At 71.4% G+C, this 23,040-nt stretch carries 20 protein-coding genes and 1 other RNA gene; 13 read left to right on the forward strand and 8 right to left on the reverse strand.

The genetic code is table 11. The features are described 5' to 3' along the window. Positions 1 to 31 precede the first annotated feature (31 nt). Positions 32 to 682 (reverse strand): class I SAM-dependent methyltransferase, encoded by a 651-nt coding sequence (locus GXP74_RS08910; protein WP_182450861.1) that lies wholly within the window; start codon positions 680 to 682, stop codon positions 32 to 34. A 355-nt stretch (positions 683 to 1,037) separates the two neighbouring features. On the opposite strand from GXP74_RS08910, the gene GXP74_RS08915 reads away from it, so the two are divergent. Next, a complete protein-coding gene (locus tag GXP74_RS08915; RefSeq protein WP_182450862.1) occupies positions 1,038 to 2,144 on the forward strand; it encodes a hypothetical protein in 1,107 nt (368 codons plus the stop codon). Between the two features lie 43 nt (positions 2,145 to 2,187). On the opposite strand, the gene GXP74_RS08920 is transcribed toward GXP74_RS08915, so the two are convergent. Then, a complete protein-coding gene (locus GXP74_RS08920) occupies positions 2,188 to 4,263 on the reverse strand; it encodes a phosphocholine-specific phospholipase C (RefSeq protein WP_182450864.1) in 2,076 nt (691 codons plus the stop codon). A 233-nt stretch (positions 4,264 to 4,496) separates the two neighbouring features. Here GXP74_RS08920 and GXP74_RS08925 point away from each other — a divergent pair, with 233 nt between their 5' ends. The 4 genes from GXP74_RS08925 to GXP74_RS08940 all read left to right on the forward strand — a co-directional run bounded on the left by GXP74_RS08925 (position 4,497) and on the right by GXP74_RS08940 (position 8,992). Then, positions 4,497 to 5,741: a beta-ketoacyl synthase N-terminal-like domain-containing protein gene (locus tag GXP74_RS08925; RefSeq protein WP_182450866.1), complete on the forward strand. Its 1,245-nt coding sequence runs from the start codon at positions 4,497 to 4,499 to the stop codon at positions 5,739 to 5,741. A gap of 281 nt (positions 5,742 to 6,022) precedes the next feature. Further along, complete coding sequence (locus GXP74_RS08930) at positions 6,023 to 6,883, forward strand: MaoC/PaaZ C-terminal domain-containing protein (protein ID WP_182450868.1); 861 nt, start codon at positions 6,023 to 6,025, stop codon at positions 6,881 to 6,883. Positions 6,884 to 6,939: 56 nt separating this feature from the next. Then, a complete protein-coding gene (locus GXP74_RS08935; RefSeq protein WP_182450870.1) occupies positions 6,940 to 8,016 on the forward strand; it encodes a Zn-dependent alcohol dehydrogenase in 1,077 nt (358 codons plus the stop codon). A gap of 31 nt (positions 8,017 to 8,047) precedes the next feature. Further along, entirely contained in the window at positions 8,048 to 8,992 is a 945-nt protein-coding gene (locus tag GXP74_RS08940) for a 3-oxoacyl-ACP reductase (protein ID WP_182450872.1), read from the forward strand. A gap of 30 nt (positions 8,993 to 9,022) precedes the next feature. Here the strand turns inward: GXP74_RS08940 and GXP74_RS08945 are convergent, their stop codons facing one another. Continuing rightward, positions 9,023 to 9,616: a hypothetical protein gene (locus tag GXP74_RS08945; protein WP_182450874.1), complete on the reverse strand. Its 594-nt coding sequence runs from the start codon at positions 9,614 to 9,616 to the stop codon at positions 9,023 to 9,025. 193 nt (positions 9,617 to 9,809) lie between these two features. On the opposite strand from GXP74_RS08945, the gene GXP74_RS08950 reads away from it, so the two are divergent. Further along, the gene (locus tag GXP74_RS08950; RefSeq protein WP_225447798.1) at positions 9,810 to 10,742 is read left to right on the forward strand and encodes an Lrp/AsnC family transcriptional regulator; all 933 of its coding nucleotides are present in this window, start codon (positions 9,810 to 9,812) and stop codon (positions 10,740 to 10,742) included. Here the strand turns inward: GXP74_RS08950 and GXP74_RS08955 are convergent. After that, on the reverse strand, positions 10,729 to 10,902 hold the full coding sequence (locus GXP74_RS08955; RefSeq protein ID WP_182450877.1) for a hypothetical protein: 174 nt from the start codon (positions 10,900 to 10,902) through the stop codon (positions 10,729 to 10,731). The two genes, GXP74_RS08950 and GXP74_RS08955, sit on opposite strands and share 14 nt — an antisense overlap. A 300-nt stretch (positions 10,903 to 11,202) precedes the next feature. Beyond that, the gene (locus tag GXP74_RS41795; protein ID WP_304940910.1) at positions 11,203 to 13,473 is read right to left on the reverse strand and encodes a S9 family peptidase; all 2,271 of its coding nucleotides are present in this window, start codon (positions 13,471 to 13,473) and stop codon (positions 11,203 to 11,205) included. Positions 13,474 to 13,700: 227 nt separating this feature from the next. On the opposite strand from GXP74_RS41795, the gene GXP74_RS08965 reads away from it, so the two are divergent. The 3 genes from GXP74_RS08965 to GXP74_RS08975 all read left to right on the forward strand — a co-directional run bounded on the left by GXP74_RS08965 (position 13,701) and on the right by GXP74_RS08975 (position 16,612). After that, positions 13,701 to 14,537, forward strand: coding sequence for a Nif3-like dinuclear metal center hexameric protein (locus GXP74_RS08965; protein ID WP_182450880.1), 837 nt, complete (start codon positions 13,701 to 13,703; stop codon positions 14,535 to 14,537). A gap of 29 nt (positions 14,538 to 14,566) precedes the next feature. Then, a complete protein-coding gene (locus tag GXP74_RS08970) occupies positions 14,567 to 15,310 on the forward strand; it encodes a zinc ribbon domain-containing protein (RefSeq protein WP_182456301.1) in 744 nt (247 codons plus the stop codon). 105 nt (positions 15,311 to 15,415) lie between these two features. After that, positions 15,416 to 16,612, forward strand: coding sequence for a bifunctional RNase H/acid phosphatase (locus tag GXP74_RS08975; RefSeq protein ID WP_182450882.1), 1,197 nt, complete (start codon positions 15,416 to 15,418; stop codon positions 16,610 to 16,612). Between the two features lie 17 nt (positions 16,613 to 16,629). Here GXP74_RS08975 and yaaA read toward each other — a convergent pair whose 3' ends face one another. After that, positions 16,630 to 17,421 (reverse strand): peroxide stress protein YaaA, encoded by a 792-nt coding sequence (gene yaaA / locus GXP74_RS08980; RefSeq protein WP_182450884.1) that lies wholly within the window; start codon positions 17,419 to 17,421, stop codon positions 16,630 to 16,632. Between the two features lie 106 nt (positions 17,422 to 17,527). On the opposite strand from yaaA, the gene rnpB reads away from it, so the two are divergent. Further along, an RNA gene (gene rnpB / locus GXP74_RS08985) (RNase P RNA component class A) lies at positions 17,528 to 17,929 on the forward strand. A 414-nt stretch (positions 17,930 to 18,343) separates the two neighbouring features. On the opposite strand, the gene GXP74_RS40160 is transcribed toward rnpB, so the two are convergent. Next, on the reverse strand, positions 18,344 to 19,702 hold the full coding sequence (locus GXP74_RS40160; protein WP_225447799.1) for a site-specific integrase: 1,359 nt from the start codon (positions 19,700 to 19,702) through the stop codon (positions 18,344 to 18,346). Between the two features lie 81 nt (positions 19,703 to 19,783). On the opposite strand from GXP74_RS40160, the gene GXP74_RS08995 reads away from it, so the two are divergent. Next, positions 19,784 to 20,038, forward strand: coding sequence for a helix-turn-helix domain-containing protein (locus GXP74_RS08995; protein ID WP_225447800.1), 255 nt, complete (start codon positions 19,784 to 19,786; stop codon positions 20,036 to 20,038). 69 nt (positions 20,039 to 20,107) lie between these two features. Here the strand turns inward: GXP74_RS08995 and GXP74_RS09000 are convergent, their stop codons facing one another. Continuing rightward, complete coding sequence (locus GXP74_RS09000; RefSeq protein ID WP_225447801.1) at positions 20,108 to 21,433, reverse strand: helix-turn-helix transcriptional regulator; 1,326 nt, start codon at positions 21,431 to 21,433, stop codon at positions 20,108 to 20,110. A 268-nt stretch (positions 21,434 to 21,701) separates the two neighbouring features. Here GXP74_RS09000 and GXP74_RS09005 point away from each other — a divergent pair, with 268 nt between their 5' ends. Both GXP74_RS09005 and GXP74_RS09010 read left to right on the forward strand, forming a co-directional pair. Beyond that, a complete protein-coding gene (locus GXP74_RS09005) occupies positions 21,702 to 22,133 on the forward strand; it encodes a hypothetical protein (protein ID WP_182450886.1) in 432 nt (143 codons plus the stop codon). A 169-nt stretch (positions 22,134 to 22,302) separates the two neighbouring features. Continuing rightward, complete coding sequence (locus GXP74_RS09010; protein WP_182450887.1) at positions 22,303 to 22,980, forward strand: trans-aconitate 2-methyltransferase; 678 nt, start codon at positions 22,303 to 22,305, stop codon at positions 22,978 to 22,980. The last annotated feature ends 60 nt before the right edge of the window (positions 22,981 to 23,040 follow it).

Raw genomic sequence — 23,040 nt, forward strand, 5'->3', positions numbered from 1 at the left:
GTCGATCCGGGCCGCTGACCCGCGGCCGCGTTCAGCCCCGGCGCAGTACCCGCAGCGACCCGTGCGCCGACACCTCGGCGAACCCCTCCGCCAGCGCCCGCAGGTAGATCCGGTACGGCGCCTGGCCGCCGTCCGCCGGATCCGGGAAGACGTCGTGGATGACCAGCAGCCCGTCGGCGGCCAGATGCGGCACCCAGCTCTCGTAGTCCGCGGTGGCGTGCTCGTCGGTGTGCCCGCCGTCCACGAACACCAGTCCGAGCGGCGCCCCCCACACCGCCGCGACCTGCGGCGACCGGCCGACCAGGGCGACCACGTACGGCTCAAGTCCGGCCGCGTACAGGGTCCGCCGGAACCGGGGCAGGGTGTCCATCCGGCCGACCTCCGGGTCGACCAGCGAGGCGTCGTGGTACTCCCAGCCGGGCTGCTGCTCCTCCGAGCCGCGGTGGTGATCGACCGTCAGCGCCAGCGTCCCGGCCTGCCGGGCCGCGTCCGCGAGCAGGATGGTCGAGCGTCCGCAGTAGCTGCCGACCTCCAGCAGCGGCAGGTTGGTGTCCCGCGCCGCCCCGACCGCCGCCGCGTACAGGGCCAGCCCCTCGTCGACGGGCATGAAGCCGGTCGCGGCCTCGAACGCCGCCAGTACCTCGGCCGCCGGGGCAGCCGCCGTCCGCTCCGTCTCCGTCATCCGCTGCTCTCCCTGCTCGCCGACGGCTCCGCGCCGGTCCCCGCGTCTGTCGGTCTGGACCCTACTCGACGGTACGGGTGGTGGCACCAGCAGCGCCCGTTCGCGCATGCGCGGGTGTATATGACAATGAGTCCGTTTATATCGGCTGAATTCCATTCGAAGTCCGCGGTGGTCCGCGATGGTCCGCGGTAATCCTGAGACGAGCGCGTGACAATCCGCCAACGGTAATGTGACTCTTCGTCGCTAGGCTCCTGAACAGGAGACATCGCCCGATCTGATCGGTCGGTGGCAAAACAAGGAGCCCACGATTACCCGTATACGCACGGCCACTCTCGTTCTCGCCTGCAGCGTCGCCATGGTCGGCGGTGTCGCCGCCTGTGGCGCGGTGAAGCAGCTCACCACGGCGGAGAAGGTCAGCACGGCCTTCGACAAGCTCGGCGACAGCGACTCCCTCTCCGTCTCCTTCTCCCTGGACGCCACCGCCGCCCAACTGGTCTCGTTGGACCAGGGCACCTCCGACGCGATGAAGATGGTGGACGCCAAGAACGTCGCCGGACTCGGCGCGACGCTCACCCTGAGCGCCGACAAGCCGCTGAGCCAGGCGCTCAAGTCCGTCAGGACCACCGGCGGCGAGATCGACCCGACCACGGACCCCTCGCTCGGCGTCGACCTCGAAGTCCACGCCGGGGGCCAGAAGTCGCTGTTCGAGGTGCGCATGGTCGGCGGCCTCGAATACCTGCGGGTCGACCTGGACAACCTGATGGCGCTCAGCGACGACGCCAGTACCAACCAGGACATCGCCGGGATGCAGGCCGGGCTCGGTCAGATGCCGCCGCAGTACGCCCCGCTCAAGGACCTGTTCGAGGGCAAGTGGGTGTCGCTCGACCCCAAGCAGCTCGCCCAGGTCGCCAAGGGCCTGGGTGGCGACTCGGCCGCCGCCGGTGCCTCCGGGCTGCCGACCTCGATTCCCAGCATCAGCACGGGCACCAGGAACAACCTGGTCTCGGCGCTCACCGGGCTGTTCGAGCAGGACCTGACGCTGTCGGACCAGGGCACCGTCGACGGCCAGGACCACATCGTGGTCCAGGGCTCCGAGGCGAAGCTGGCGGCGGGCGTCCAGCAGGCCTTCGAGCCGGTCGCCAAGGCGATCCCGGGCCTGGCCAGTGCCTACCCGACGGCCGCGCCCACCGGGGTGCCGGACAAGAACGTCTCGGCCGACCTCTACGTCGGCAAGGACGGCTCGCTGTCCAAGGTCTCCTTCGACTTCTGGCAGCTCAACCCGCACGGCAAGGCCGGTGAGCACCTGCCGCTGTCGCTGGGCTTCAACGACCAGGCCGCCGCGCCGACCGCCCCCACCGGCGCGGTCCCGATCCCGGCCGCCCTGATCCAGAGCCTGGCCCAGAGCATGGCCGCCAACACCGGCGACACCACCAGCGGCGTCGGCTCCTCCCTCACCAGCTGACCCGCGCGGGCCCGGACCAGGGGTGGTCCGGGCCCGCCGGGCGTCAGCCGGTGACGCTGGTCGCGCCGGTCTCCAGGTGGCCGGTGAAGCGGCGGGACCAGGCGGGGTCGAGGTTGTTGGTGACGGTGAAGTCGTACCAGCCGTTGTCATAGGCGACGGCGTTGAAGTAGTCGCTGGTGCTGCCCCCGGCCGGGACGGTGTAGGTCCAGGGGCCGTCGCCGCGGTAGTTGGTGGAGGTGATGGTGAAGACCGCGGTCTTGCCGGAGGCGGCGGCGTTGGTCATGGTGAACCAGACCGCGAGGTCGCCGGTGCTGGAGCTGACCGCGTAGGAGCTGGTGGTCTCCAGGTTCTTGCCGATGGTGGTGGCGTTGCCGGCGAAGTGCCGCAGGAAGCGGTTGGGGCCGATCATGGTGAAGTCGTAGGCGCCGTTCCCGTACCCGGAGCCGATGTTGTAGTAGTCCCCGGCGGTGCCGTTGGTCTGGGTGGCGGCGTTGTACGCGGGGACGGTGTACTGCCAGGGGCCGCCGCTGCGGTTGGCGTTGGCGTAGACGGCGAAGTGGGCGGCGCTGGTGGCGACCGCGCCCTCGTTGGACATCTTCAGCCACAGCAGGATCTTGTTGTTCGCGTCGAACTCGAAGTGGTCCACCGAGCCGTTGGGCTGGTACGGCAGGGCGCGGGCGGAGCGGGTGCCGCTCTCCTGCGCGGGCAGCGCGTTGGTCTCCGGGGCCGGGTTGGGCAGCGGGTCGCAGGAGGTCTGGGCCAGCACGATGCCGGTGCTCGGCAGCGTCGGCAGGCCGTAGACCGGGGCGGCGAAGTCGAAGGCGCCGGTGAGGTCGCCGCAGACCTGGCGCCGCCAGGCGCTGATGTTGGGGCAGTTGGCGGGGGTGCCCAGGGCGCTGGTCCAGCTCTCCAGGAAGCGGATCACCGAGGTGTGGTCGTAGACCTGGGAGTCCACCCAACCGCCGCGCGACCAGGGCGAGACGACCAGCATGGGCACGCGGAAGCCGAGGCCGATGTTCTCGCCGGAGTAGAACTCGCCGGTGGTGCCCGAGGGCGCGGCGGGCGGCGGCACGTGGTCGAAGAAGCCGTCGTTCTCGTCGTAGTTGAGGAACAGCACGGTGGAGTCGAGCACGGCGCTGTCGGACGCCAGGGCCTGGAGCACCAGGTCGATGAAGTAGGCGCCGTTGCCGGGAGGGGCGTCCGGGTGCTCGCTGGTGTTCTGGTTGGCCACCACCCAGGAGACCTGCGGCAACGTGCCCGCCTTGGCGTCGGCGGCGATGGCGTTGGCGATGTCGACGGGGGTGTTGCCGGTGGACGGGACCGACGCCATGCCCCGCTGGTACAACGTGCTGCTGGTGGACGCGTTGGCGAACTGATTGAAGTAGGCCAGTGCGTTGTCGCCGAAGTTGTCGGAGGCGTTCTGGTAGACCTTCCAACTGACCCCGGCGTTCTGCAAGGTCTCGGCGTAGGTCTGCCAGCTCAGGCCGGACTCGGAGCCGCCGTCGTAGGCCGGGCCGCCCGCGGCGCCCGCCGGGTCGATCTCGCCGGACCACAGGTAGGTGCGGTTCGGGCCGGTCGCGGACAGGATCGAGCAGTGGTACGCGTCGCAGACGGTGTAGGCATCGGCCAGGGCGTAGTGGAACGGGATGTCGGAGCGGCTGAGGTAGCCCATGGTGCGCACCGAGCCCTTGGCGGAGACCCAGTCGTCCATCTTGCCGCTGTCCCAGGCCTCGTGCTGGGTGGACCAGCCGTGGTCCAGGGAGCCGTCGCACTGGGCGAGGGTCTCCGGAGCCTGGCTGTCGGCGCTCGCGGTGTCGCTCAGCTGCCAGGGGTACTGCCGTCCGGAGCCGTTGGGCTGGTTGAAGACCGAGTAGCCGCCCGCGATGGCGATGGCCGAGCGGTCGGAGAAGCCGCGTACGCCCTGCAGACTGCCGAAGTAGTGGTCGAAGCTCCGGTTCTCCTGCATCAGCACCACCACGTGCTTGACGTCGGTGATCCTGCCGGTGGTGTTCGCCGCCGCGGCGGCGCGGGGCTCGCTTCCGGGCAGGACCTCAAGACCGATGGCCGCGCTCAGGGCGGCAGCGGAACCGAGGAAGGTACGGCGTGAGAGGGGTGACACGCGGTCTCCAGGTGTGGGGCGGGCAGGCTTGAGCGGCCCGTGGCAACCAGGTGGTTACGGGCGAGAAGCACGGTGTGCCATGCCGGAAACTGTGGCGTATGCATGGCGTGAACGGAACAAGTCCGCCCGGTGCCGACGTGTGAATATTCGGTGGCGGCTTTCGGACGCCGTGCGTGGCGGCGAGCGCGCCGCGCGGTCCGCCGGTCCCGGATCGGCGCGGAGCGGCTAATCTGATGGTACGTCAGATTCGACACGCATTCGTCTCGGCAGGGGAGTTGGCGATGGACCGCAAAGTCTGTGTGATCGGCGTCGGCATGACGAACTTCGAGAAGCCGGAGAGCCGCGACTGGCAGTACTGGGACATGGCGCGGGAGGCGGGTGAGGCGGCGCTGGCCGACGCCGGGATCGGCTACGGGCAGGTCGAACAGGCCGCCGTCGGCTTCTGTCAGCAGCAGTCCACGGCCGGGCAACGGGCGGTCTACGAGCTGGGGTTGACCGGGATCCCGGTCTACAACGTGAACAACAACTGCGCCACCGGGGCGACCACGCTGCTGATGGCCCGTCAGTTCGTGGCCGGGGGACAGAGCGACTGCGTACTGGCGCTGGGCTTCGAGCGGATGAGCCGGGGCGCGCTCGGCGCGGGCCGGGGCGCGGGCGACTTCGCCGCCAGCCCGGTGGCCCGGCACTACGGCGTGATGGCCGCCCGGCACGGTTTCGCGGCGACGCCGCCCACCGCGCAGATCTTCGGCAACGCCGCCCGCGAGCACATGGACCGCTACGGCACCACCGCCGAGCAGCTGGCGCTGGTCGGCGTGAAGAACCACCGCCACTCGACCGCCAACCCGCGCGCCCAGTTCCGCGAGGCCTACACGTTGGAGCAGGTGCTGGCGGCGCGGACCATCCACGCGCCGCTCACCAGACTCCAGTGCTCGCCGACCTCCGACGGTGCGGCGGCGGTACTGGTCGCCAGTGAGCGCTTCGTCCGCGAGCACCGGCTGGAGCGGCGGGCGGTGGAGGTCATCGGCCAGGCGATGGCGACCGACACCGAGGAGAGCTTCGCGTCGGGCTCGTCCATCGACGTGGTCGGCAGGCCCGTCAGCCGGGCCGCCGCCCGGGCCGTGTACCAGCAGTCCGGCCTCGGTATCGAGGATGTGGACGTGATCGAGCTGCACGACTGCTTCTCGATCAACGAACTGCTCAGCTACGAGGCGCTGGGCATGTGCGCGGACGGCGAGAGCGGCAAGCTGGTCGCCGAGGGCGCGACCGGCTACGGCGGGCGGTGGGTGGTGAACCCGTCCGGCGGGCTCATCTCCAAGGGGCATCCGCTGGGCGCGACCGGGCTGGCGCAGTGCGCCGAACTGGTCTGGCAGCTGCGCGGCGAGGCGGACCGGCGGCAGGTCGCGGGCGCGCGGGTGGGGCTGGCGCACAACATCGGGCTGGGCGGCGCGGCGGTGGTGACCATGCTGCGACGGCTCTAGCCGCTCCCGGTGGCTCCCGGCCGCCTTCGATGCCGGGGGCCGCGGCGGCGACGGTCAGGGGCATGGCCAATGCGGACCCGATGCGCTATACCTGTCGAGCGGAAACTTAGAACAAGTTCTATAAATCTTTCGCGGGACCGGCCGTGCCGCTGAGCCGGGCCCGCGACGAGCGGCCCCGGCGCGGCCGACTGTGCGGACGGTCGCGCCGGGGTCCACCAGGATGGGTCCGTCCCGGTGCGCTCATGGGGGCGGGCCGGACGCACGACAAGGAGAGACCAGCGATGCCCATCGACCCCGCGGCCGCCCTCGCGGCCCCGCCCCGCGTCACCGACATCGCGTGGGAGCAGAAGGACGTCCTGCTCTACCACCTCGGCGTCGGTGCGGGCGCGCACCGCCCGGCCACCGATCCCGACGAGCTGCGCTACACCTACGAGAAGGACCTCCAGGTCCTCCCCAGCTTCGTCACCGTCGCGGGCGGCGGCCTCGCCAGGGCGGGGGTGTTCACCCTGCCCGGGCTCGACGTCAACCTGGCCCGGGTGCTGCACGGCGGGCAGCACATCGAACTGCACCGGCCGGTCCCGGTCTCCGGCCGGGGCACGCTGACCAGCAGCCTGGCCGCGCTGTACGACAAGGGCAAGGCGGCGGTACTGGTGCTGCGCAGCGAGGCGGCCGACGCCGACGGCCCGCTGTGGACCTGCGACACCGAGGTCTTCGCCCGCGGCGAGGGCGGCTTCGGCGGCGAGCGCGGCGTCAGCAGCCGGGTCGCGACGCCGGAGCGGGCGCCGGACTGGGAGCAGGAGATCCCGGTCCGGCACGACCAGGCGCTGCTCTACCGGCTGTCCGGCGACTGGAACCCGCTGCACGCGGACCCGGACTTCGCCGAGCTCGGCGGCTTCGACCGGCCGATCCTGCACGGCCTGTGCACCTACGGGACCACCCTCAAGGCCGTGGTGGACACCGTCCTCGGCGGCGACACCAGCCGCGTCCGCGGCTACCGCGCCCGCTTCGCCGGGGTGTTCTTCCCGGGGGAGACGCTGCGGGTGCGGATCTGGGACGAGGGCGGCCGACTGGTGGTCACCGCGGGCTCGGTGGAGCGGGCCGACGCGCCCGTGCTCGCCGACACCGTGGTCACCCACGAGTAGCCACACCAGCACCCCGAACCGACCGGAGATCCCATCCACCCGTACAGGGAGCCGACATGCGCGCAGCAGTTCTGCACCGGACAGGGCAGGAGAAGCTAGAGGTCCACACCGGGGTGGAGCTCCCGGACACCGGTCCCGGGCAGGTCAGGGTACGGATGCGGGCCGCCAGCCTGTGCCACTCGGACCTGTCCGCGATGAGCGGCGTGCTGCCGCAACCCGCCCCGTTCGTGCCCGGACACGAGGGCGCGGGCGAGGTCACCGAGGTCGGCGAGGGCGTGCGCGGCCTCGCCGTGGGCGACCACGTGGTGATCTGCTGGATGCCGCCCTGCGGGGTCTGCCCGAGCTGCGCGCGCGGCGCGGGCAACCTCTGCCTGGCCGGGTTCGCCAACATGGGCACGCCCAACTACCGCTTCGACGGCACCGACGTCTTCGGCTTCTCCGGCACCGGCACCTTCGCCGAGGAGAGCGTGGTCGCGGCCGGTTGCGCGGTGAAGCTGCCGGACGACGTGCCGTTCGAGATCGGCGCGCTGATCGGCTGCGGGGTCACCACCGGCGTCGGCGCGGCCATCCACACCGCCCAGGTCGAACCGGGTTCCTCGGTGGTGGTGATCGGCTGCGGCGGCGTCGGCATCGCCGCGATCCAGGGCGCGCGGGTCGCCGGCGCGGCCCAGATCGTCGCGGTCGACCCGGTCGCCTCCCGGCGCGCCTGGGCGCTGCGCTTCGGCGCGACCGAGGCGGTCGCGCCGGACGGGCTGGCCGCGGTACAGCAGCGGCTGACCGGCGGTGAGGGCTTCGACTACGCCTTCGAGGTGGTCGGCCGCTCGACGACGGTGCGCGCGGCGTACGACGCGACCCGGCGCGGCGGCGCGCTGGTGGTGGTCGGCGCGGGGGCGATGGACGACCAGGCGCAGTTCAACATGTTCGAGCTGTTCTTCAACGAGAAGCGGATCCTGCCCTCCCTGTACGGCGGCACGGACGTGCTGCGCGGCTACCGGACGATCATCGACCTGTGGCGCGCCGGACGGCTCGACCTGGCCGGGATGATCACCCACCACGTCCCGCTCGAAGCGGTCAACGACGCCATCGAGCAGATGCGCACCGGCGAGGCACTGCGCACCGTGATCGACCTCTGAAGGACCGGACCCGAGCGAGGAGACCGCCGCGATGAACACCTCACTGCAGGGCAGGACCGCCGTGGTCACCGGCGCCGGGCGCGGCCTCGGCCGGGCCGAGGCCCTGGAGTTGGCCCGGCTGGGCGCGAACGTCGTGGTCAACGACCTCGGCGCGCCCGGCCGCGACGGCAGCGGCGCGGCCAGCGCCGCACCGGCGGACGGGACCGTGGCGGCGATCCTGGCCGAGGGCGGCCGGGCGGTCGCCCACCACGGCGACGTCTCCGACCCGGACGCCGCCCGCGAGCTGGTCGAACTGGCCGTGGACCGCTACGGACAGCTCGACATCCTGGTCAACAACGCGGGCATCCTGCGGGACCGGATGGTCTTCTCCATGTCCCCGCAGGAATGGGACTCGGTGATCCGGGTCCACCTGCGCGGGCACTTCGCCACCACCCGCTTCGCCGCCGCGCACTGGCGCGACCGGGCCAAGGAGTCCGGCGCACCGGTGTACGGCCGGATCGTCAACACCTCCTCCGAGGCGTTCGTCGCGGGCTCGGCCGGGCAGCCCAACTACGCGGCGGCGAAGGGCGGAATCGTCGGCCTGACGCTGAGCTGCGCGTCCGCGCTGGCCAGGTACGGGGTCACCAGCAACGTCATCTGCCCGCGCGCCCGCACCCGGATGACCGAGGACGTGTTCACCGGCGCGCTCGGCGCGCCCGAGCAGGGGCTCGACCCGCTGGCCCCCGAGCACGTCTCGCCGCTCGTCGGCTACCTGGCCTCCCCGGCCGCGGGCCGGGTGAACGGGCAGCTGTTCGTGGTCCACGGCGGGATGGTCGCGGTGCTCGGACAGCCACCGGTGCTGGCGAAGTTCGACGCCGCGAAGGACCTGTTCACCCCGGACGAACTGGACGGGCTGCTCAGCCCCTTCTACGCGGAGCGGACCCCCGGCGACGGCTACGCCAACCTGGCGGTGCTGGGCCTGAAGCACGGGGACTAGCGAGGCGTCCGCCCGGTCCGCCCGGCGGGCTCAGGCCTGGGCGATCCTGTAGGACACCGCGAAAGCGCCGAAGCCCTGCTCCATGCCGTTGCAGGAACTGGTCCCGAAGCTCTCCCAGCCCGTGTACAGCCCCCGGGTGGATCCGTTGCCGAAGCTGGTGGAGAGCACCAGCGACCGGGTCTGGTGCGCGGCGAACGTCCCCAGGCCGAGGTCGGGGGACTGCCACTGCGGGTCGGTGCCCTTCATCGTGGGGGCGACCCAGGTGAAGTGGACGAGGTGCCACGGATCGTTGTCGAGGCGCCACCAGATGGTCGGCGGGGCGGACTTGTTCTTGCCCGCCGCGTCCACGGCGACGTCCACGAAGGTGCCGGTGCGGGTGGCCCCGTCCAGGTTGCGGACGGGGATCACCACGTCCAGCTTCTGGCCGACCCGGGTGGCGTTCTGGACGGTGCCGACCGCGCGGTCGGCCACCTGGAGGCTGCCGTCGTAGCACGCGGCCCCGGCGGTCACGGCGGTCACCGGGTGGGCGGCCTGGGCCGCCCGGGCGGTGCCGAGGCTGCCGGGAACGGCGGCCAGGACCGCGGCCGCGGCCAGGAAAGCCGTCCGGCGGATACGTGCGCTCAAGGGTGCCCCTCAGTCGTGCTGGATCCAGTCGTGCTGGATCGCGGAACCGCATCCTAAGCCGGGGCTGTGGCCAGGAGTGACGCGGGGTGGGCGGGCCCCACCCCGGCGTCAACCGAGGTGGCGGACGGTCGCCGGAGCGCCGGGTCGGTACGGGTGCCACGGCTCGGCCGTGGGCCGACCGGTGGGCCGACCGGTGGCGACGAAGCCCGCGACCGCGCGGGAGAAGCTTGCCGGCACCCTCGGCCTGTCCGAGCGCACGGTGGTACGCCGGGCGACGCCGCTGCTGCACGATGGCACGCTGCGGCCCACGGCGGTCCGCAACCCCAGCCGGGTCCCGGGAATGATCCCGATGGCACTACGGATCCGGTGCCGCCCCGACCGGATCACGGCCATCGCCGCCGGGCTCGCCCGACGACCCGACACCGTCTGGGTCGACGTGCTCGGCGGTGGCGACGAGATCAGCGCCGTGCTGTTCCTCGACAGCCCGCAGGCCCGGACCTCGCTGCTGCTGCGCGACCTCCCGGCCACCCCCGGTGTGCGGTCCTGGGACGCCTACGACCTGATGAAGGTGTTCCCGGCCGGTTTCGTCTGGAGCGCGGGGCTGCTGACCACGGACCAGTTCAACGGGCTCACGCCGAGCCTGACCGAGCCCCGGCGGACCCCGGAGCCGCATCCGCTCGACGACGCGCTCATCGACCTGCTCGCCGTGGACTCGCGCGCCGCCTTCGAGGAGCCGGCCGCCCGACTGGGCGTCTCGGCCTCGACCGTGCGCCGCCGCCTCGGCCTGCTGGTGTCCGGACACGTGGTGCGGCTGGCGGGCGAGGTCGACCCGTCGCTGCTGGGTGTCGACACCGAGGCGCTGCTGTGGATCGCCACCGTCCCCGGCAGGCTGGAGACGATCGGGCAGGAACTCAGCCGACAGCCGCGGGTACGGTTCGCCGCCGCGACGACCGGACCGGCGAACCTGCTGGTGGCGGTCGCCGCCGAGGATCTGGGCGGGCTCTACGGCTTCCTGACCGGGACGGTCGGCGCGATCGACGGCATTCGCGGTCTGGAGGTGACCCGGATCCTCAGCTCGCTCAAACGGACCGGCCGAGTCCGCCCGCCGGAGCTCAGTCCGCGGTGAGCGTGCGCCGGTGGCGGCCCTGGCCCGCCGGTTCGCGGCGGCCCTCGATATCGTCGTCGGCCACCGTGCCCCGGTGCTTGCCGGCCAGGGATCCGGACCGCTCGTTCCCCGGCGCGGTGTCCAGGCGGTTCTCAGTGATGTCGGTGAGGGCATCGGACATGAGAGTCGTCATTCTCCGTTGGTTCTGTACGTGTTCGGTTCGGTGCGTGGTTCAGTCGGTACGGGTGTCAGTCGGTACGGGTGTCAGTCAGTGCGGGTTCGGTCGGGGCGTGCGCGCGCACAGGCGTGCGGACAGGGCACATCCGCCGACCACCCACGCCACCCTACGCAACGGCAGGTGGACAACGTGTAGCGGCCGGATAACGAAGAACGCACGATCGGCACCGCCCGGGGCCGCCCCCGGTGACTGTCCGTCAGATCCGCGTCGGAGCGCGGACACCCGCTCCAAGGTGAGGCTGAATCAGGTGGCCCTCCCGGTACGCAGGAAGGTCGCCAGCAGCTCGTGCAGCACCGGACCGCACTCCTCGGACAGCACCTCGTGCCCGGCCCCGGTCGCCTCCACATAGCGGAAGTCCGCGCCCTCGACCCGGCCTATCCGCAGCAACTCCTGCCGCAGCGTGCGGGATTGACTGACCGGGACCACCTCGTCCCGGTCACCGTGGACGACCAGCAGCGGGGTGGCCAGCTGGTGGCACACCAGCAGGACGTCCCGGGGGCCGCGCCCGTCGGCGGGCTCCCGAGCACCACCCATCCGCTCGGTCAGCGAGCGGACCTCCTCGGTTGCCTCCTGGAGCAGCCGCGCACCCGACAGGAAGGGCGCGACCACCGCGCAGCGGGCCACGAGCGCCGGTGCGGTACAGGTCGCGAGCAGGGCGAGGAACGCCCCGTAACTCACCCCAAAGAGTGAAGCCGGTTCGAGCCCCAGGGCGACGCGTTGGCCGCTGACGCTCGACAGCAGTGTCAGCACGTCGTCCAGATCCGGCCCGCCCCAGGCGTCCTGGAGCGCCTGCGCGTGCTCCACGCCGTAGCCGGAGCTGCCGCGTTGGTTGGGTGCGACCACCGACAGGCCCTCGGCGGCCATCCGTTGCAGCGGCGGGTCGAACTCCATCCGCCAGGCGTCGGCCGGGCCGCCGTGCAGCGCGATCACCAGGTGCTGCGCCGACAGCCAGCTGTCGCCGCCGTACACCACGGCCTCCAACCGCCCGGCGGCCCCCAGCAGTTCGACGGTCCGCGCGGGGTGCCAGCGACCGCCCTCGCTGGGCGCGGCACTGCCGTCCAGCCGCCATCCCGGACGGACCGGGCGCAGCTCCCTGACCGTGCCGCCCTTGGGGATCCGGCGCAGCAGGCTGTTCATCCCGGCCGAGCCGCCCTGGAGCGGGGCCAGCCGCAGCGGCATGGTGGGCGCGGGTCGGGCGTCCGGCGGGTTGTCCCGCAGCCGGTCCACGTCGACGGTGGCCAACCCGGCCGGATGGTCCGGCGCGGAGTACGGCAGCCGCAGCCCCGCGGCCGACCAGTGCGCCACGCCGCCGAACCGCCCGGCCGGTATCGGCAGCGGCTCGCAGCGCCCCTCGGCGGGTCGCCACACCGCCAGGGAGGAGCCGGCCCCCCAGTCGCCCTGGAGCGCCACCCGCAGCTGGGCCGCCGGGGTCGCCGGATCGGTCGGCGGCTCGACCGCGACCGGCCGCAGGAAGCGCTGCGGCTGGTGCAGGCAGTCCGGGAAGCGCAGCGGCTGGTCACCGCCGAGCACCCCCCAGCCGAGCCGGTCCGCCCCGGCCGCGTCGCTGCGGACGATGATCAGCCCGCTGTCGGGGTCGGCCAGGACCAGCCGGTCGTTGCTGTCGGGGGCGAGTTCCAGCAGTGGGCTCATCGTCCCGGTGGCCAGGTCCAGCGCGACGGTCTTCACGATCGGGCCCCCCTGCCCGCCCTGGCGTACGTGGTCCAGCGCCAGCATCCGGCCGACCCGGTCCAGCCAGACCCCGCCCCCGGCCAGCCCGGGGAACTCCGCGACCTGCTGCGGCGCCGCGCCGTCCGCGCTGACCAGCCAGACCGAGGTGACCGGGCGCGCGTCGCTGCCGAGCGCCACCGCCACCGGTCCGCCCGGGTGGGTGCCGGGCAGCGCCAGCAGCCGCACGCCGGGCATCCGCAGGGTGCCCGCACTGCGCTCGGACACCCCCGGGCCGCCAGCGAGTGCGCCGGGGGCCTCGGCCGGTCGGCTGTGACCGGCCCGCACCACCAGCTCCTGCCGGTCCTGCTGGTGGCGGCAGATCAGTACCCGCCCGTCCCGCAGGGACACCAGCTGCGAGTGCAGGCTCTCCGGCCCCGACCCGGCGCCGAGCACCAACGGCACCGGGACCGCCTCGCCGAGCCCGCTCTCCGGATCGGACCCGGCTCCACCCTGCCCCGCCGCCGGGTGCGCGCCCGCGCCGCCCGCCGCCGCCGTCCCCGCTATGCCGCCCGCCGCCCCGCCCGCCGCCGTCCCGCCCGCTGCCGTCCCGCCCGCCGCCGCTCCGGCCGCCGAGTGTTCGCTGCCGCTGCCCAGCCACCAGCTCTCCGGGTACCAGCCGCTGTCCCCGGTCGTCGCCAGGCAGGCGGCGTGGGCGCCGTCGGCGGAGAAGGTGAAGCCGAGCCGCCGCAGCACCGGCGCGTACGCGCCACGGCTTGGCGGCAGGGCGTCCACCAGCGTCAGCGGAACTGAGGGTTCCGGTGTCAGTGGGAGAGGGGTCACAGTCATGGGGAGGCTCCACCGGGGAAGGAAGAGAGAGGCCGGGGCCGCACAGGTACTCAGCCGGGGTACGGCACCGGAAGGCGACGACACCGACGCCCCCCGCCGTAACAACAGACGCTACTTACCTCCCGCGCACCACCCGAACGGTTCGATCGCCCTTCACTCATACGGGTGAGGTGCTCAGCGCCGACCGCCGGGCGGATCAGCGCGGGAAACTTCGGTAAAGTCGACGGGTGCCGATCCTTTCCGACGTCCGCAGCCTGTTCGACGAGCTCTACCCGCCCGCCCGGGCCGAGTCCTGGGACGCGGTCGGCCTGGTCTGCGGCGATCCCGGCGCCGAGATCCGCCGGGTGCTGTTCGCGGTCGACCCGGTCCGGGCGGTCGTCGACGAGGCCCTGGCCTGGGGCGCGGACCTGCTGGTCACCCACCATCCGCTCTACCTGCGCGGGACCACCACGGTCGCCGCCGACGGCTTCAAGGGCCGCGTCGTGCACACCCTGATCAAGCACGACATCGGGCTGCTGGTCGCCCACACCAACGCCGACTCCGCCGACCCCGGCGTCTCCGACGCCCTGGCCGGGGCCGTCGGCCTGCGGATCACCGGCCCGATCGTGCCCGACCCGACCGACCCGGCCGGACGCCGGGGCCACGGCCGGATCGGCGAACTGGCCGAGCCCGAGCCGCTGTCCGCCTTCGCCGCCCGGGTCGCCGCCGCGCTGCCCGCGACCGCCCAGGGCGTCCGCGCGGCCGGGGACCCGGACCAGCCGATCCGCCGGGTCGCGGTGGCCGGAGGTTCCGGCGACTCCTTCTTCGACGCGGTCCGGGCCGCCGGGGTCGACGCCTACGTCACCGCCGACCTGCGCCACCACCCCGCCTCCGAGGCCCGCGAGGCGGGCCCGCTGGCGCTGGTGGACGCCGCCCACTGGGCCACCGAGTGGCCCTGGCTGCGCAGCGCCGAGAGCGCCCTGCACGCCGCCGCCGAGAAGCGCGGCTGGGCCTTCGAGACCCGCGTGTCCGAGCTGGTCACCGACCCCTGGACGCTGCACGCCCCCATGACCGCCAACCGCTGAACGCCCGACGCAGAACCAAGGAGCACCCCCTGAACGCCGCGCCCGCAGACCAGATCCGCCTGCTCGACCTGCAGGCTCTCGACTCCCGCATCGACCAGCTCGCGCACCGCAAGGCCACCCTCCCCGAGCACGCCGAGATCCAGCAGCGCGGCACCGACCTGACCGAGCTGCGCTCGCTCACCGTCGCCGCCGAGACCCAGCTCAGTGACACCAAGCGGGAGCTGGTCAAGGCGGAGCAGGACGTCGACCAGGTCAGTACCCGCGCCGCCCGCAACAAGCAGCGGATGGACTCCGGCGCGGTCAACTCCGCCAAGGACCTCGCCAACCTCCAGCACGAGATCGGCGCGCTGGCCAAGCGGCAGAGCGACCTGGAGGACATCGTCCTGGAGATCATGGAGCGGCTGGAGTCCGCCCAGACCCGGGTGGTCGAGATGACCGCCCGCCGGGACGACGCCGCCCACAGCACCGCCGAGGCCGAGAGCCGCCGGGACGCGGCGGTCGCCGAGATCGACGCCGAGGTGGTCAAGGTCACCCGCGAGCGCGAGACCGTCGCGGCGGTGATCCCGGAGGACCTGATGAAGCTCTACAGCAAGCTCCGGCAGACGCAGAACGGCGTCGGTGCGGCCCGGCTCTTCCAGCGCCGCTGCGAGGGCTGCCGGGTCGAGCTCGCCATCACCGACCTGCGCGAGGTCCGCGCCGCCGCGCCGGACACCGTCGTCCGCTGCGAGAACTGCAGCCGGATCCTGATCCGCACCGCGGACTCCGGCCTGTAGCCCGCGGGCCCGGCCCCCGACTCGCCGGCCCCTCGGCTCGCCGCCCCCTCGGCTAGCCGACCAGCAGGTACGCCGCCCAGCGGAACGGACGACAGAACGGACGCCATGACCAGCCGACGCTTCATCATCGAGGCCGACGGCGGCTCCCGGGGCAACCCGGGGCCCGCCGGTTACGGCGCCACCGTGCGCGACGGCGACACCGGCGAGCTGCTGGCCGAGACGGCCGAGTACCTCGGCCGCGCGACCAACAACGTCGCCGAGTACCGGGGCCTGATCGCCGGGCTCCGGGCCGCCCGGGAGCTCGACCCGACGGCGCGGGTGGACGTCCGGATGGACTCCAAGCTGGTCGTCGAGCAGATGTCGGGGCGCTGGAAGATCAAGCACCCGGACATGCAGCCGCTGGCCGCCGAGGCGAAGCAGATCTTCCCGAGCGGGCAGGTCGGCTACACCTGGATCCCGCGCGACCAGAACAAGGACGCGGACCGGCTGGCCAATGAGGCGATGGACGCGGGCCAGGCCGGCCGCCAGTGGACCCCCAGGACCCAGCCCGCGCCCACCGCGCCCGCAGCCGACGCCGCCCGATCCGAACCCCAGTCCGAGTCCCAGCCCGGATCCCAGCCCGGGTCGCAGCCCGCCGCCACCGAGGCGGCACCCGCCGTCGGCTGGGCCCGGCCCGACCTCGGCGCGCCGACCACCTTGCTGCTACTGCGCCACGGCGAGACCGCGCTCACCCCGGAGAAGCGCTTCTCCGGCAGCGGCGGCAGCGACCCCGAGCTGTCCGAGTACGGCAGGGTCCAGGCCGACCGCGCCGCCGCCGGGATCGCCGCGCACGGCGCCGTCCAGGCGGTGGTCAGCTCCCCGCTGCTCCGCTGCCGACAGACCGCCCAGGCCGCCGCCGACCGCCTCGGCCTGGAGGTCCGGATCGCGGAGGGCCTGCGGGAGACCGACTTCGGCGCGTTCGAGGGGCTGACCTTCGCCGAGGCCAAGCAGCGCTTCCCGGCCGAACTGGACGCCTGGCTGGCCTCCGCCGAGGTCGGGCCCCCCGGCGGCGAGAGCTTCGCCGCCGTCACCCGCCGGGTCGCGGTGGCCCGCGACCAGCTGCTGGCCCGCTACGCCGGGAAGACCGTGCTCGTGGTCTCGCACGTGACCCCGGTGAAGACGCTGGTCCGGCTGGCGCTCGGGGCGCCGTCCGAGTCGCTGTTCCGGATGGAGCTGTCACCGGCCGCGCTGTCCGTTGTCCAGTACTACGCGGACGGCAACGCCTCGCTGCGGCTGTTCAACGACACCTCGCACCTGCGCTGACCCGGCGGGGCCGCGGGTCAGAGCTCGGCGACCACCACATCCAGCGCCCACGGCTTGCCCGCCGCCGGGGCCGCTGCCTCCACCGTGTACTTCAACTCCCGCAACGCCTCGACCAGTTCGGCGGGCGACTGCGGCTCGGCACCGGCTTCCAGCAGGTCCCGCAGCAGGCGGCCCTTGGTGGCCTTGTTGAAGTGGCTGACCACCGACCGCTTGACCACCCCGCCGACCAGCCGCTCGTGCAGCACCCGGACGGTCACCGTCCGCCCGGCGACCTCGCCGACCGGCTTCCACAGCGCCGCGTAGGCGGAGGACCGCAGGTCCAGCACCAGACCGGAGGCGGCCTCCGGCAGCGCCCGCCCCAGCGGCCCGCGCCAGTAGCCGCCCAGCGCGCCCAGGCCCGGCAGCTTGACCCCGCCCGAGCACCGGTACGCGGGGATCCGGTCGCTGATCCGCACCGCCCCCCACAGGCCGGAGAAGACCAGCAGCGACGCCTCGGCCCGGGCCCGGGCGTCGGCGGTCAGGTCGGCCAGGCCCAGCGCGTCGTAGAGCACGCCGGTGTACAGCTGCCCGGCGGGCAGCGCCGGGGCGGTCCGCAGCGCGGCGTTGCGGGCCAGCTCCCCGCGCAGGCCCGGCGACAGCCCGAGTACGGCGGCGGCGGTGTCGGGGTCGCCCGCGCTCAGCTCCACCAGCGTCGCCAGCACCCGCTCCCGCGCCTCGGTCAGACCCGGCAGCGACAGCGCGTCGAGCGCCAACGGCGCCCCCGCCGCCGGCGCGGCCTTTCCCTCGGACGGCGGCAACAGCACCAGCACGGTGGATCTCCCTCGCTCTGCGTACGGACCCGGCGATCCTACGGAGCCCCCCGCCCCGGAGGGAAACGCCACCTGCCACAGCGGCTACCATGGTCCACACGGCGGACGAGCCGGCCGGGCGGTCGCGTCGGACCCTTCACGGGTCCGCCGAGGAACGTCCGGGCTCCACACGGCAGGGTGGTGGGTAACGCCCACCCGGGGTGACCCGCGGGAAAGTGCCACAGAAAACAGACCGCCGGGGACTCACGTCCTCGGTAAGGGTGAAACGGTGGTGTAAGAGACCACCAGTGCCCAGGGTGACCTGGGCAGCTAGGTAAACCCCACCCGGAGCAAGGTCAAGAGGGAGCGCCGCAAGGCACTCTGCGCTGACGTTCGAGGGCTGCCCGCCCGAGTCAGCGGGTAGACCGCTGGAGGCTGTCGGCAACGGCAGCCGTAGATGGATGACCGCCTCCCCGGGCGCCGCAAGGCCCCCGGGAGACAGAACCCGGCGTACAGGCCGACTCGTCCGCCGCCTGTATAGCCGCAGGTCAGAGGCTATGTTCTGTGTACTGTCCAATACCCGGTGCAGATCCGGGGCAAAAGTCACTGCCGCATGGTGGGCTTGCTGATGCGGATTGTCCTGGTTTGCCTCTCTGGAAAGCCTGGAAGGCCCGGCGAAGCCAGCTGTCTCGTCGGACGCCTCCGCGACTGCGTTGATCAGTGATCTCGGCGCATAGGGCCTGCTCAGGGCACCTGAGTGAGCAGCAGGCCGCGATTGTTTTGGCGGGTCCGCTTCCTCGCTGTGACGCCCGGGGGGCTAGCCAGCGTACGCGAAAGGCGATGTCAGTAGTTCAGTCTCCTTCGTCCGCTCATTGAGGCTGAGGCGTAGGCTCCCCTTCGCCCGGGTTTGCGGGCCCGGAGAATGATCACGGCGCGGGAGTGATCATGCCGGGATCAGCGGAGTCATGGAACGAAACGCGCTGGTGAATGCCGTCACTGTGACACCTTCGACGGCAATGGGTGGGTGCGCGTAGGTGTTCCAGGTTTGGGAGAACTCGGCGTGCCGGGAGAGGGCTTGCACGGTCTTCGGGTCATGTTGGCCGCAGGCCCCGAGCCGCGTGGTGTAGAAGTGCTTGAGGTCGTGGAAGCGCGTATCCGAAGGTAGGCCGGCGAGTTGGACGGCAGCGCGCCATTTTCTGTTGAGATCGCTGCGCTGTACCGGTCGGCCGAACCTGTTGGTGGTCAGCAACTCCTCACCGGGGGCTGCGGGAGGGCCGCTGGCCGAATCGCCAGGAGCTTCAGTGGAGCGGTACGTGGCGGGGCGAGGGAAGTGGGCCGTGTGATCGGTAAGGCGCTCGATCAGAAAGCTGTCCACCGGCAGCGTCGCATAGCTGGCCTTCGTCTTCAGTGGTGCCGGGCGGCCATGCTGGCGCTGTTCGCTGATTTGTAGCAGGTTGGCGGACCAGTCGATTCGCGCCGTCTTGAAACCGAGCGCTTCGCCCGAGCGTAGGCCTGCACACGCGCCAAGCCAGACGAGGATTTCGTAGCGCGGCTCGACTTGCCGCATGGCGGCGGCGAGCGCGGCAACCTGGCCTTGGGTGAGCGCGATGTTGACCCGAGGTTCGACGCCAGGCAGATCGATGCGCGAAACGATATTTGAGGGCAGTGGGACGTCTTCGTCGATCATGTAGCCCATCAGGATGCGCCAGGTCTTGAAGATCTGGACAACCGTGCGATGGGAATCGATGCCGGGCTTGTCGAGCAGGTAGTCCACGAACGCGGTGGAGTCCTTGCGCCGCAGAGTCCGTGCGGCGCGCTTGCCCACGAACGCTACGACGTGGTTGCGGAGATGGCTGTCGTAGGTGTCGACGGTATTGGCGTTCTTGTTGCGCCGTCGCTTGCGCTCGATGATCTGAGTGGCGAAGAACTCGACATTGCGGTCGCCGGCGTCCAGGTGGCTCCAGGTGTTGTTGCGAATGGCTTCGTTCGCGCGGTCGAGGTACTCCTGCGCCTCCTGATAGGTGTCGAAGCCGGGGCGGTGCAGTCGGCCGGTCGGGTCCGTGTACCGGGCCTGCCAACGCCGGCCCCGCCCGTGCTCCGCCGATGGCGAAAGAGGTTGAGCATCAATGCTGCATCCGCAAAGGGCTTTGTCGCCTCCCGGCTTTGGATGTTTACGATGCCACCGGTCGAATGGTGCTGAGCGTCTCTTCTCGTTGGCACCTGTGCCTACTTCTCCGGGCTGGTCGATCGCGGAGACTGCTGTCCGGACCTGTGGCTCACGCGACTGTGTTGTGGCTTGCACGACCGGAGCTTTTCCATAACGTAGCGTGATTATGCACAGCTGTTCATGGTTCTATGAGCCGGAAAACGGTCGAGTCGCCATGTGTCATCTGCCAGCCCTGACCTGCCCGATCCCCAGCTGCTGGCCATCGGTATGCAGATCCGCCGACTACGTGAAGAACGCGGCTATAGCCTGGAGCAACTTGCCGAGCGTAGTGGCCTGAGCTTCCGCGGGCTGATCTACATCGAGCACGGGCAGCGCAACGCGAGCGTGCTCACCCTCTTGCAGATCGCGTCGGGGCTCGATGTGCTGCCCAGCAGATTGTTTGACGGATTGTCTGGCCAGCTGCCCCAGTAACGCCCTCGCGCTCATGGCGTCAATGCGCCCTGTAGCCAATCGGTGCCAAAGGTCAGTCGGGTGAACGCGTCAGGCAGTTGCCGATCCGTCCGTGCCGATCGGCGCTGGCAGTAGACGGAGTCGCTCGATCAGGTCCCGGGCCGCCGCGTGGTCTGTGGTGGCCAATTGACGGTTTAGCCGGGCCAGTCGTGCGCGGGCGGTGGCGCGCAGGCGGGCCGGCGGGATGCGGTCCAGGACGTCGAGGGCGCGCGACGCGGCCTCGCCCGGCATGGAGGGGGCTTCGGCGAGGGCGAGAACGAGGGTGGCGGCTGCCCAGCCAGGGGTATGCAAGGGCGCGGCGGCGACCGACTCGCGGGCCACTTCGGCGGCGCGGTCATAGCGTTCGAGGGTTAGATGGGCCTCGGCGGCGTGCAGGCGGTGCTCGGCCAGGTCGTAGCCGAAGCGGCCTGGCGTTTCGCCTGCGGTTTGCAGGATCAGGTCCGCCTCGGCGAGGACGGCGTCAACCTGTTCGGCATCGCCCAGTCCGGCGAGAGCGGGTAGTTGTGCCCAGCCGAGCAGTTGGGCCCGCCGCAGGCCGCCTGGTGCGTGCCCGAGTCCGTACTGTGCGTGGTCGAGGGCATGGTGCCAGTCCTGGCGGGCGGTGGCGACCATTGCCAGTGCGCCTGACGCCCATCCAGCCAGGGCCGCGTCACCGGTGCGCTCACCCAGGTCGACGGCGAGGGTCAGATGGGTCCGGGCGCCGGTGTCGTCGGCGAGGTGGTGCGAGAGGTTGCCGAGCAGCGCCGACAGCCATCCGATCTGGCGGCGCAGTTCTACGCCGATCTGCTCCTCGGTGCTGGCGCCGAGGGCTGCTGCGAGCAGTTGCCGCGAGCCGCGTACCTCGTCCAGGAGTACGGCTGGGGGATGCTTCGAGTAGTTCAGGGCATAGTGCTCGACGGCTGCCTGTGCCAGGGCTGTGACCGCGGGTGAGCCGCCGGGCGCATCGAGGAGCGCGAGCTGTAGTGATTCGCGGACAGCGGGCATTCCGCTGGCTGTCGTCATCCCGACTCCCGTACCTGTCGCCCCATCACCGTGGGTCTGACCGTAGTGGACAAGAGGGGTGGTGCAGGAGGCAGTGCACCAGAAACAGCGTGTCGCCAGGCCAAGCTGATCCACCCGGGCTCCGTAAGCGCGGGCAATCATCATCTTGTACTCCGGGCCTGGGTCCTCCTGTCCGTGTTCATAGCGGCACAGCATCGCTTCCGAGAGACCAGTCGGCTGTAGTCCATCAGCGCGGTACTCGGCGGCGACCTGGCGAATCGCCTGTGCTCGCGACCAGCCAAGGGCCAGCCGCCAGGCTTCCAGTGCCGTCACCTCGGGCAGAACGGAACGTATCGCGGTGACGGTGCGCTCCACGGGATATCCATCGCGTTGGCAACGCGCCCGAACCTGGTGCGCTTCACGCTGGATCTGCGCCCTGCGAGCCCTGGTGACCGCTGCCATCGCGCACCCCCGCCGTGCCGACGCCCATGGTTTGACGGTAGCCGCCGGAGTCAGTGATCGGCAGAGTCCGTACATTGACGTTCGCGGTCAATTTGCCAGCAGAGTAGGGGCAATGACCCATATCACCGCTGTCGCGCATGGTGGAACCACAACGCACACAGCCGAGCGTGGGAGGTACATCATGGCAACAGCAGTCCAGGTGCGAGACCCCCGGGAGTTCCTCGACCCCCAGGTGTGGGACCGGCAGATCGCCCTGCTGACCCGCGACAACCCCTTCGACACCGTCATGGCCGAGCGCCTGTTCGGGCAGGCCGTGGCCTACCTGATCACCGCCATTGAGAAGCACGGCCAGAACCTGGGCCTCGGGTGCGGCGAACTCGTCGACACCGCCGTGCACGCCTTCATCCTGGACACCGGCAACTACGCCGCCTTCTGCGACCAGCACCACGGCCGGTTCCTCCACCACATCCCGGAGATCGACCGCAAGGCCGACGGCACCGTCGCGCGCACCGCCGAGATCATCGAGGGCAACGGCTTCGCCATCGACTGGCCGCTGTGGGAACACGACTACACCAAGTGCTCCCCGTGCCGGCCCGGTGAGAACTGCCACTGAACGAACCTCGATCAGTGTGGCTCTGCAGCCCCCCACGGGGCTGCAGGGCCACTGTGTCGTCCAAGGACTCGTGCGGGTGAAGCTTCCCCAAGTCTCCATCCCAGACGGCGCATGATGGATACGGTGGCCCTTCTGGACCGCCTGCCTTTGCGCCCTCGGGAGGATCCTGATGCCCCGCGCGTCACAGACCGTCGCCCAGTACTGGGACACCTACAAGCCCAGCCGCGGGGAAACCCTCGCGGCGGCACCGCTGGTCACTGGCTTCGAATGGACGCAGCACGGGCCAGGACATGGACCAGGCGCGGACTGGCTGGGCTCCCCGCAGACCGCTCTGGAGCTGGGCGCGGCCGAGTGCAAAGAAGCTGTCCACCTCGTCGGCCAGGGCGTACGGGTGACGGCCCTGGACTTCTCCGCCGCTCAGGTCGAGAGAGCCCGCGCCTGGTGGCAGAACACTCCGGGCCTGAACATCGTCCACGCAGAGGCGTGCGACTTCCTCGAAGCGACCGACATTAAGTACGACGCCGTGTACTCCGTATGGGGCGCCGTATGGTTCACCGACCCCGAGCGCCTCTTTCCCCTCGTCCGAGCACGATTGAACCCCGGCGGTGTGTTCGCCTTCTCCCACGCTGAACCTCTCGAAGGCTTCTACGGCCCCGAGGGCATGTACGGTAACGGCTTCAACGGCCCTCGGCTCACTGTCGTTCGCTGGTCCTACTCGCCCGAACAGTGGAGTGACCTACTGAAACGTGAGGGTTTCACCGATATCGACGCCCACGTCCTGTCCGCCCCCGATCCCCAAGACGTGGCCACCCTCATGGTCCGTGCTTACGCGCCAAGTCCCGCGTAGGTAAAGGGTCAGCACAGCGTGTGTCCCCCGCATTGGCGCCGGCCTCCACCATGCTTCCAG

It is taken from the genome of Streptacidiphilus sp. P02-A3a (assembly GCF_014084105.1).
Taxonomy (GTDB): domain Bacteria; phylum Actinomycetota; class Actinomycetes; order Streptomycetales; family Streptomycetaceae; genus Streptacidiphilus.

Excerpts from the sequence above, each read along its gene's own strand:
- GXP74_RS08925 (WP_182450866.1), top strand. The coding sequence starts at position 4,497 with ATGGTACGTCAGATTCGACACGCATTCGTCTCGGCAGGGGAGTTGGCG.
- GXP74_RS09010 (WP_182450887.1), top strand. The coding sequence starts at position 22,303 with ATGCCCCGCGCGTCACAGACCGTCGCCCAGTACTGGGACACCTACAAG.
- GXP74_RS08975 (WP_182450882.1), top strand. The coding sequence starts at position 15,416 with ATGACCAGCCGACGCTTCATCATCGAGGCCGACGGCGGCTCCCGGGGC.
- GXP74_RS08940 (WP_182450872.1), top strand. The coding sequence starts at position 8,048 with ATGAACACCTCACTGCAGGGCAGGACCGCCGTGGTCACCGGCGCCGGG.
- GXP74_RS08955 (WP_182450877.1), bottom strand. The coding sequence starts at position 10,902 with ATGTCCGATGCCCTCACCGACATCACTGAGAACCGCCTGGACACCGCG.
- GXP74_RS08930 (WP_182450868.1), top strand. The coding sequence starts at position 6,023 with ATGCCCATCGACCCCGCGGCCGCCCTCGCGGCCCCGCCCCGCGTCACC.
- GXP74_RS08915 (WP_182450862.1), top strand. The coding sequence starts at position 1,038 with ATGGTCGGCGGTGTCGCCGCCTGTGGCGCGGTGAAGCAGCTCACCACG.
- GXP74_RS08910 (WP_182450861.1), bottom strand. The coding sequence starts at position 682 with ATGACGGAGACGGAGCGGACGGCGGCTGCCCCGGCGGCCGAGGTACTG.
- GXP74_RS08935 (WP_182450870.1), top strand. The coding sequence starts at position 6,940 with ATGCGCGCAGCAGTTCTGCACCGGACAGGGCAGGAGAAGCTAGAGGTC.
- GXP74_RS41795 (WP_304940910.1), bottom strand. The coding sequence starts at position 13,473 with ATGACTGTGACCCCTCTCCCACTGACACCGGAACCCTCAGTTCCGCTG.
- GXP74_RS09005 (WP_182450886.1), top strand. The coding sequence starts at position 21,702 with ATGGCAACAGCAGTCCAGGTGCGAGACCCCCGGGAGTTCCTCGACCCC.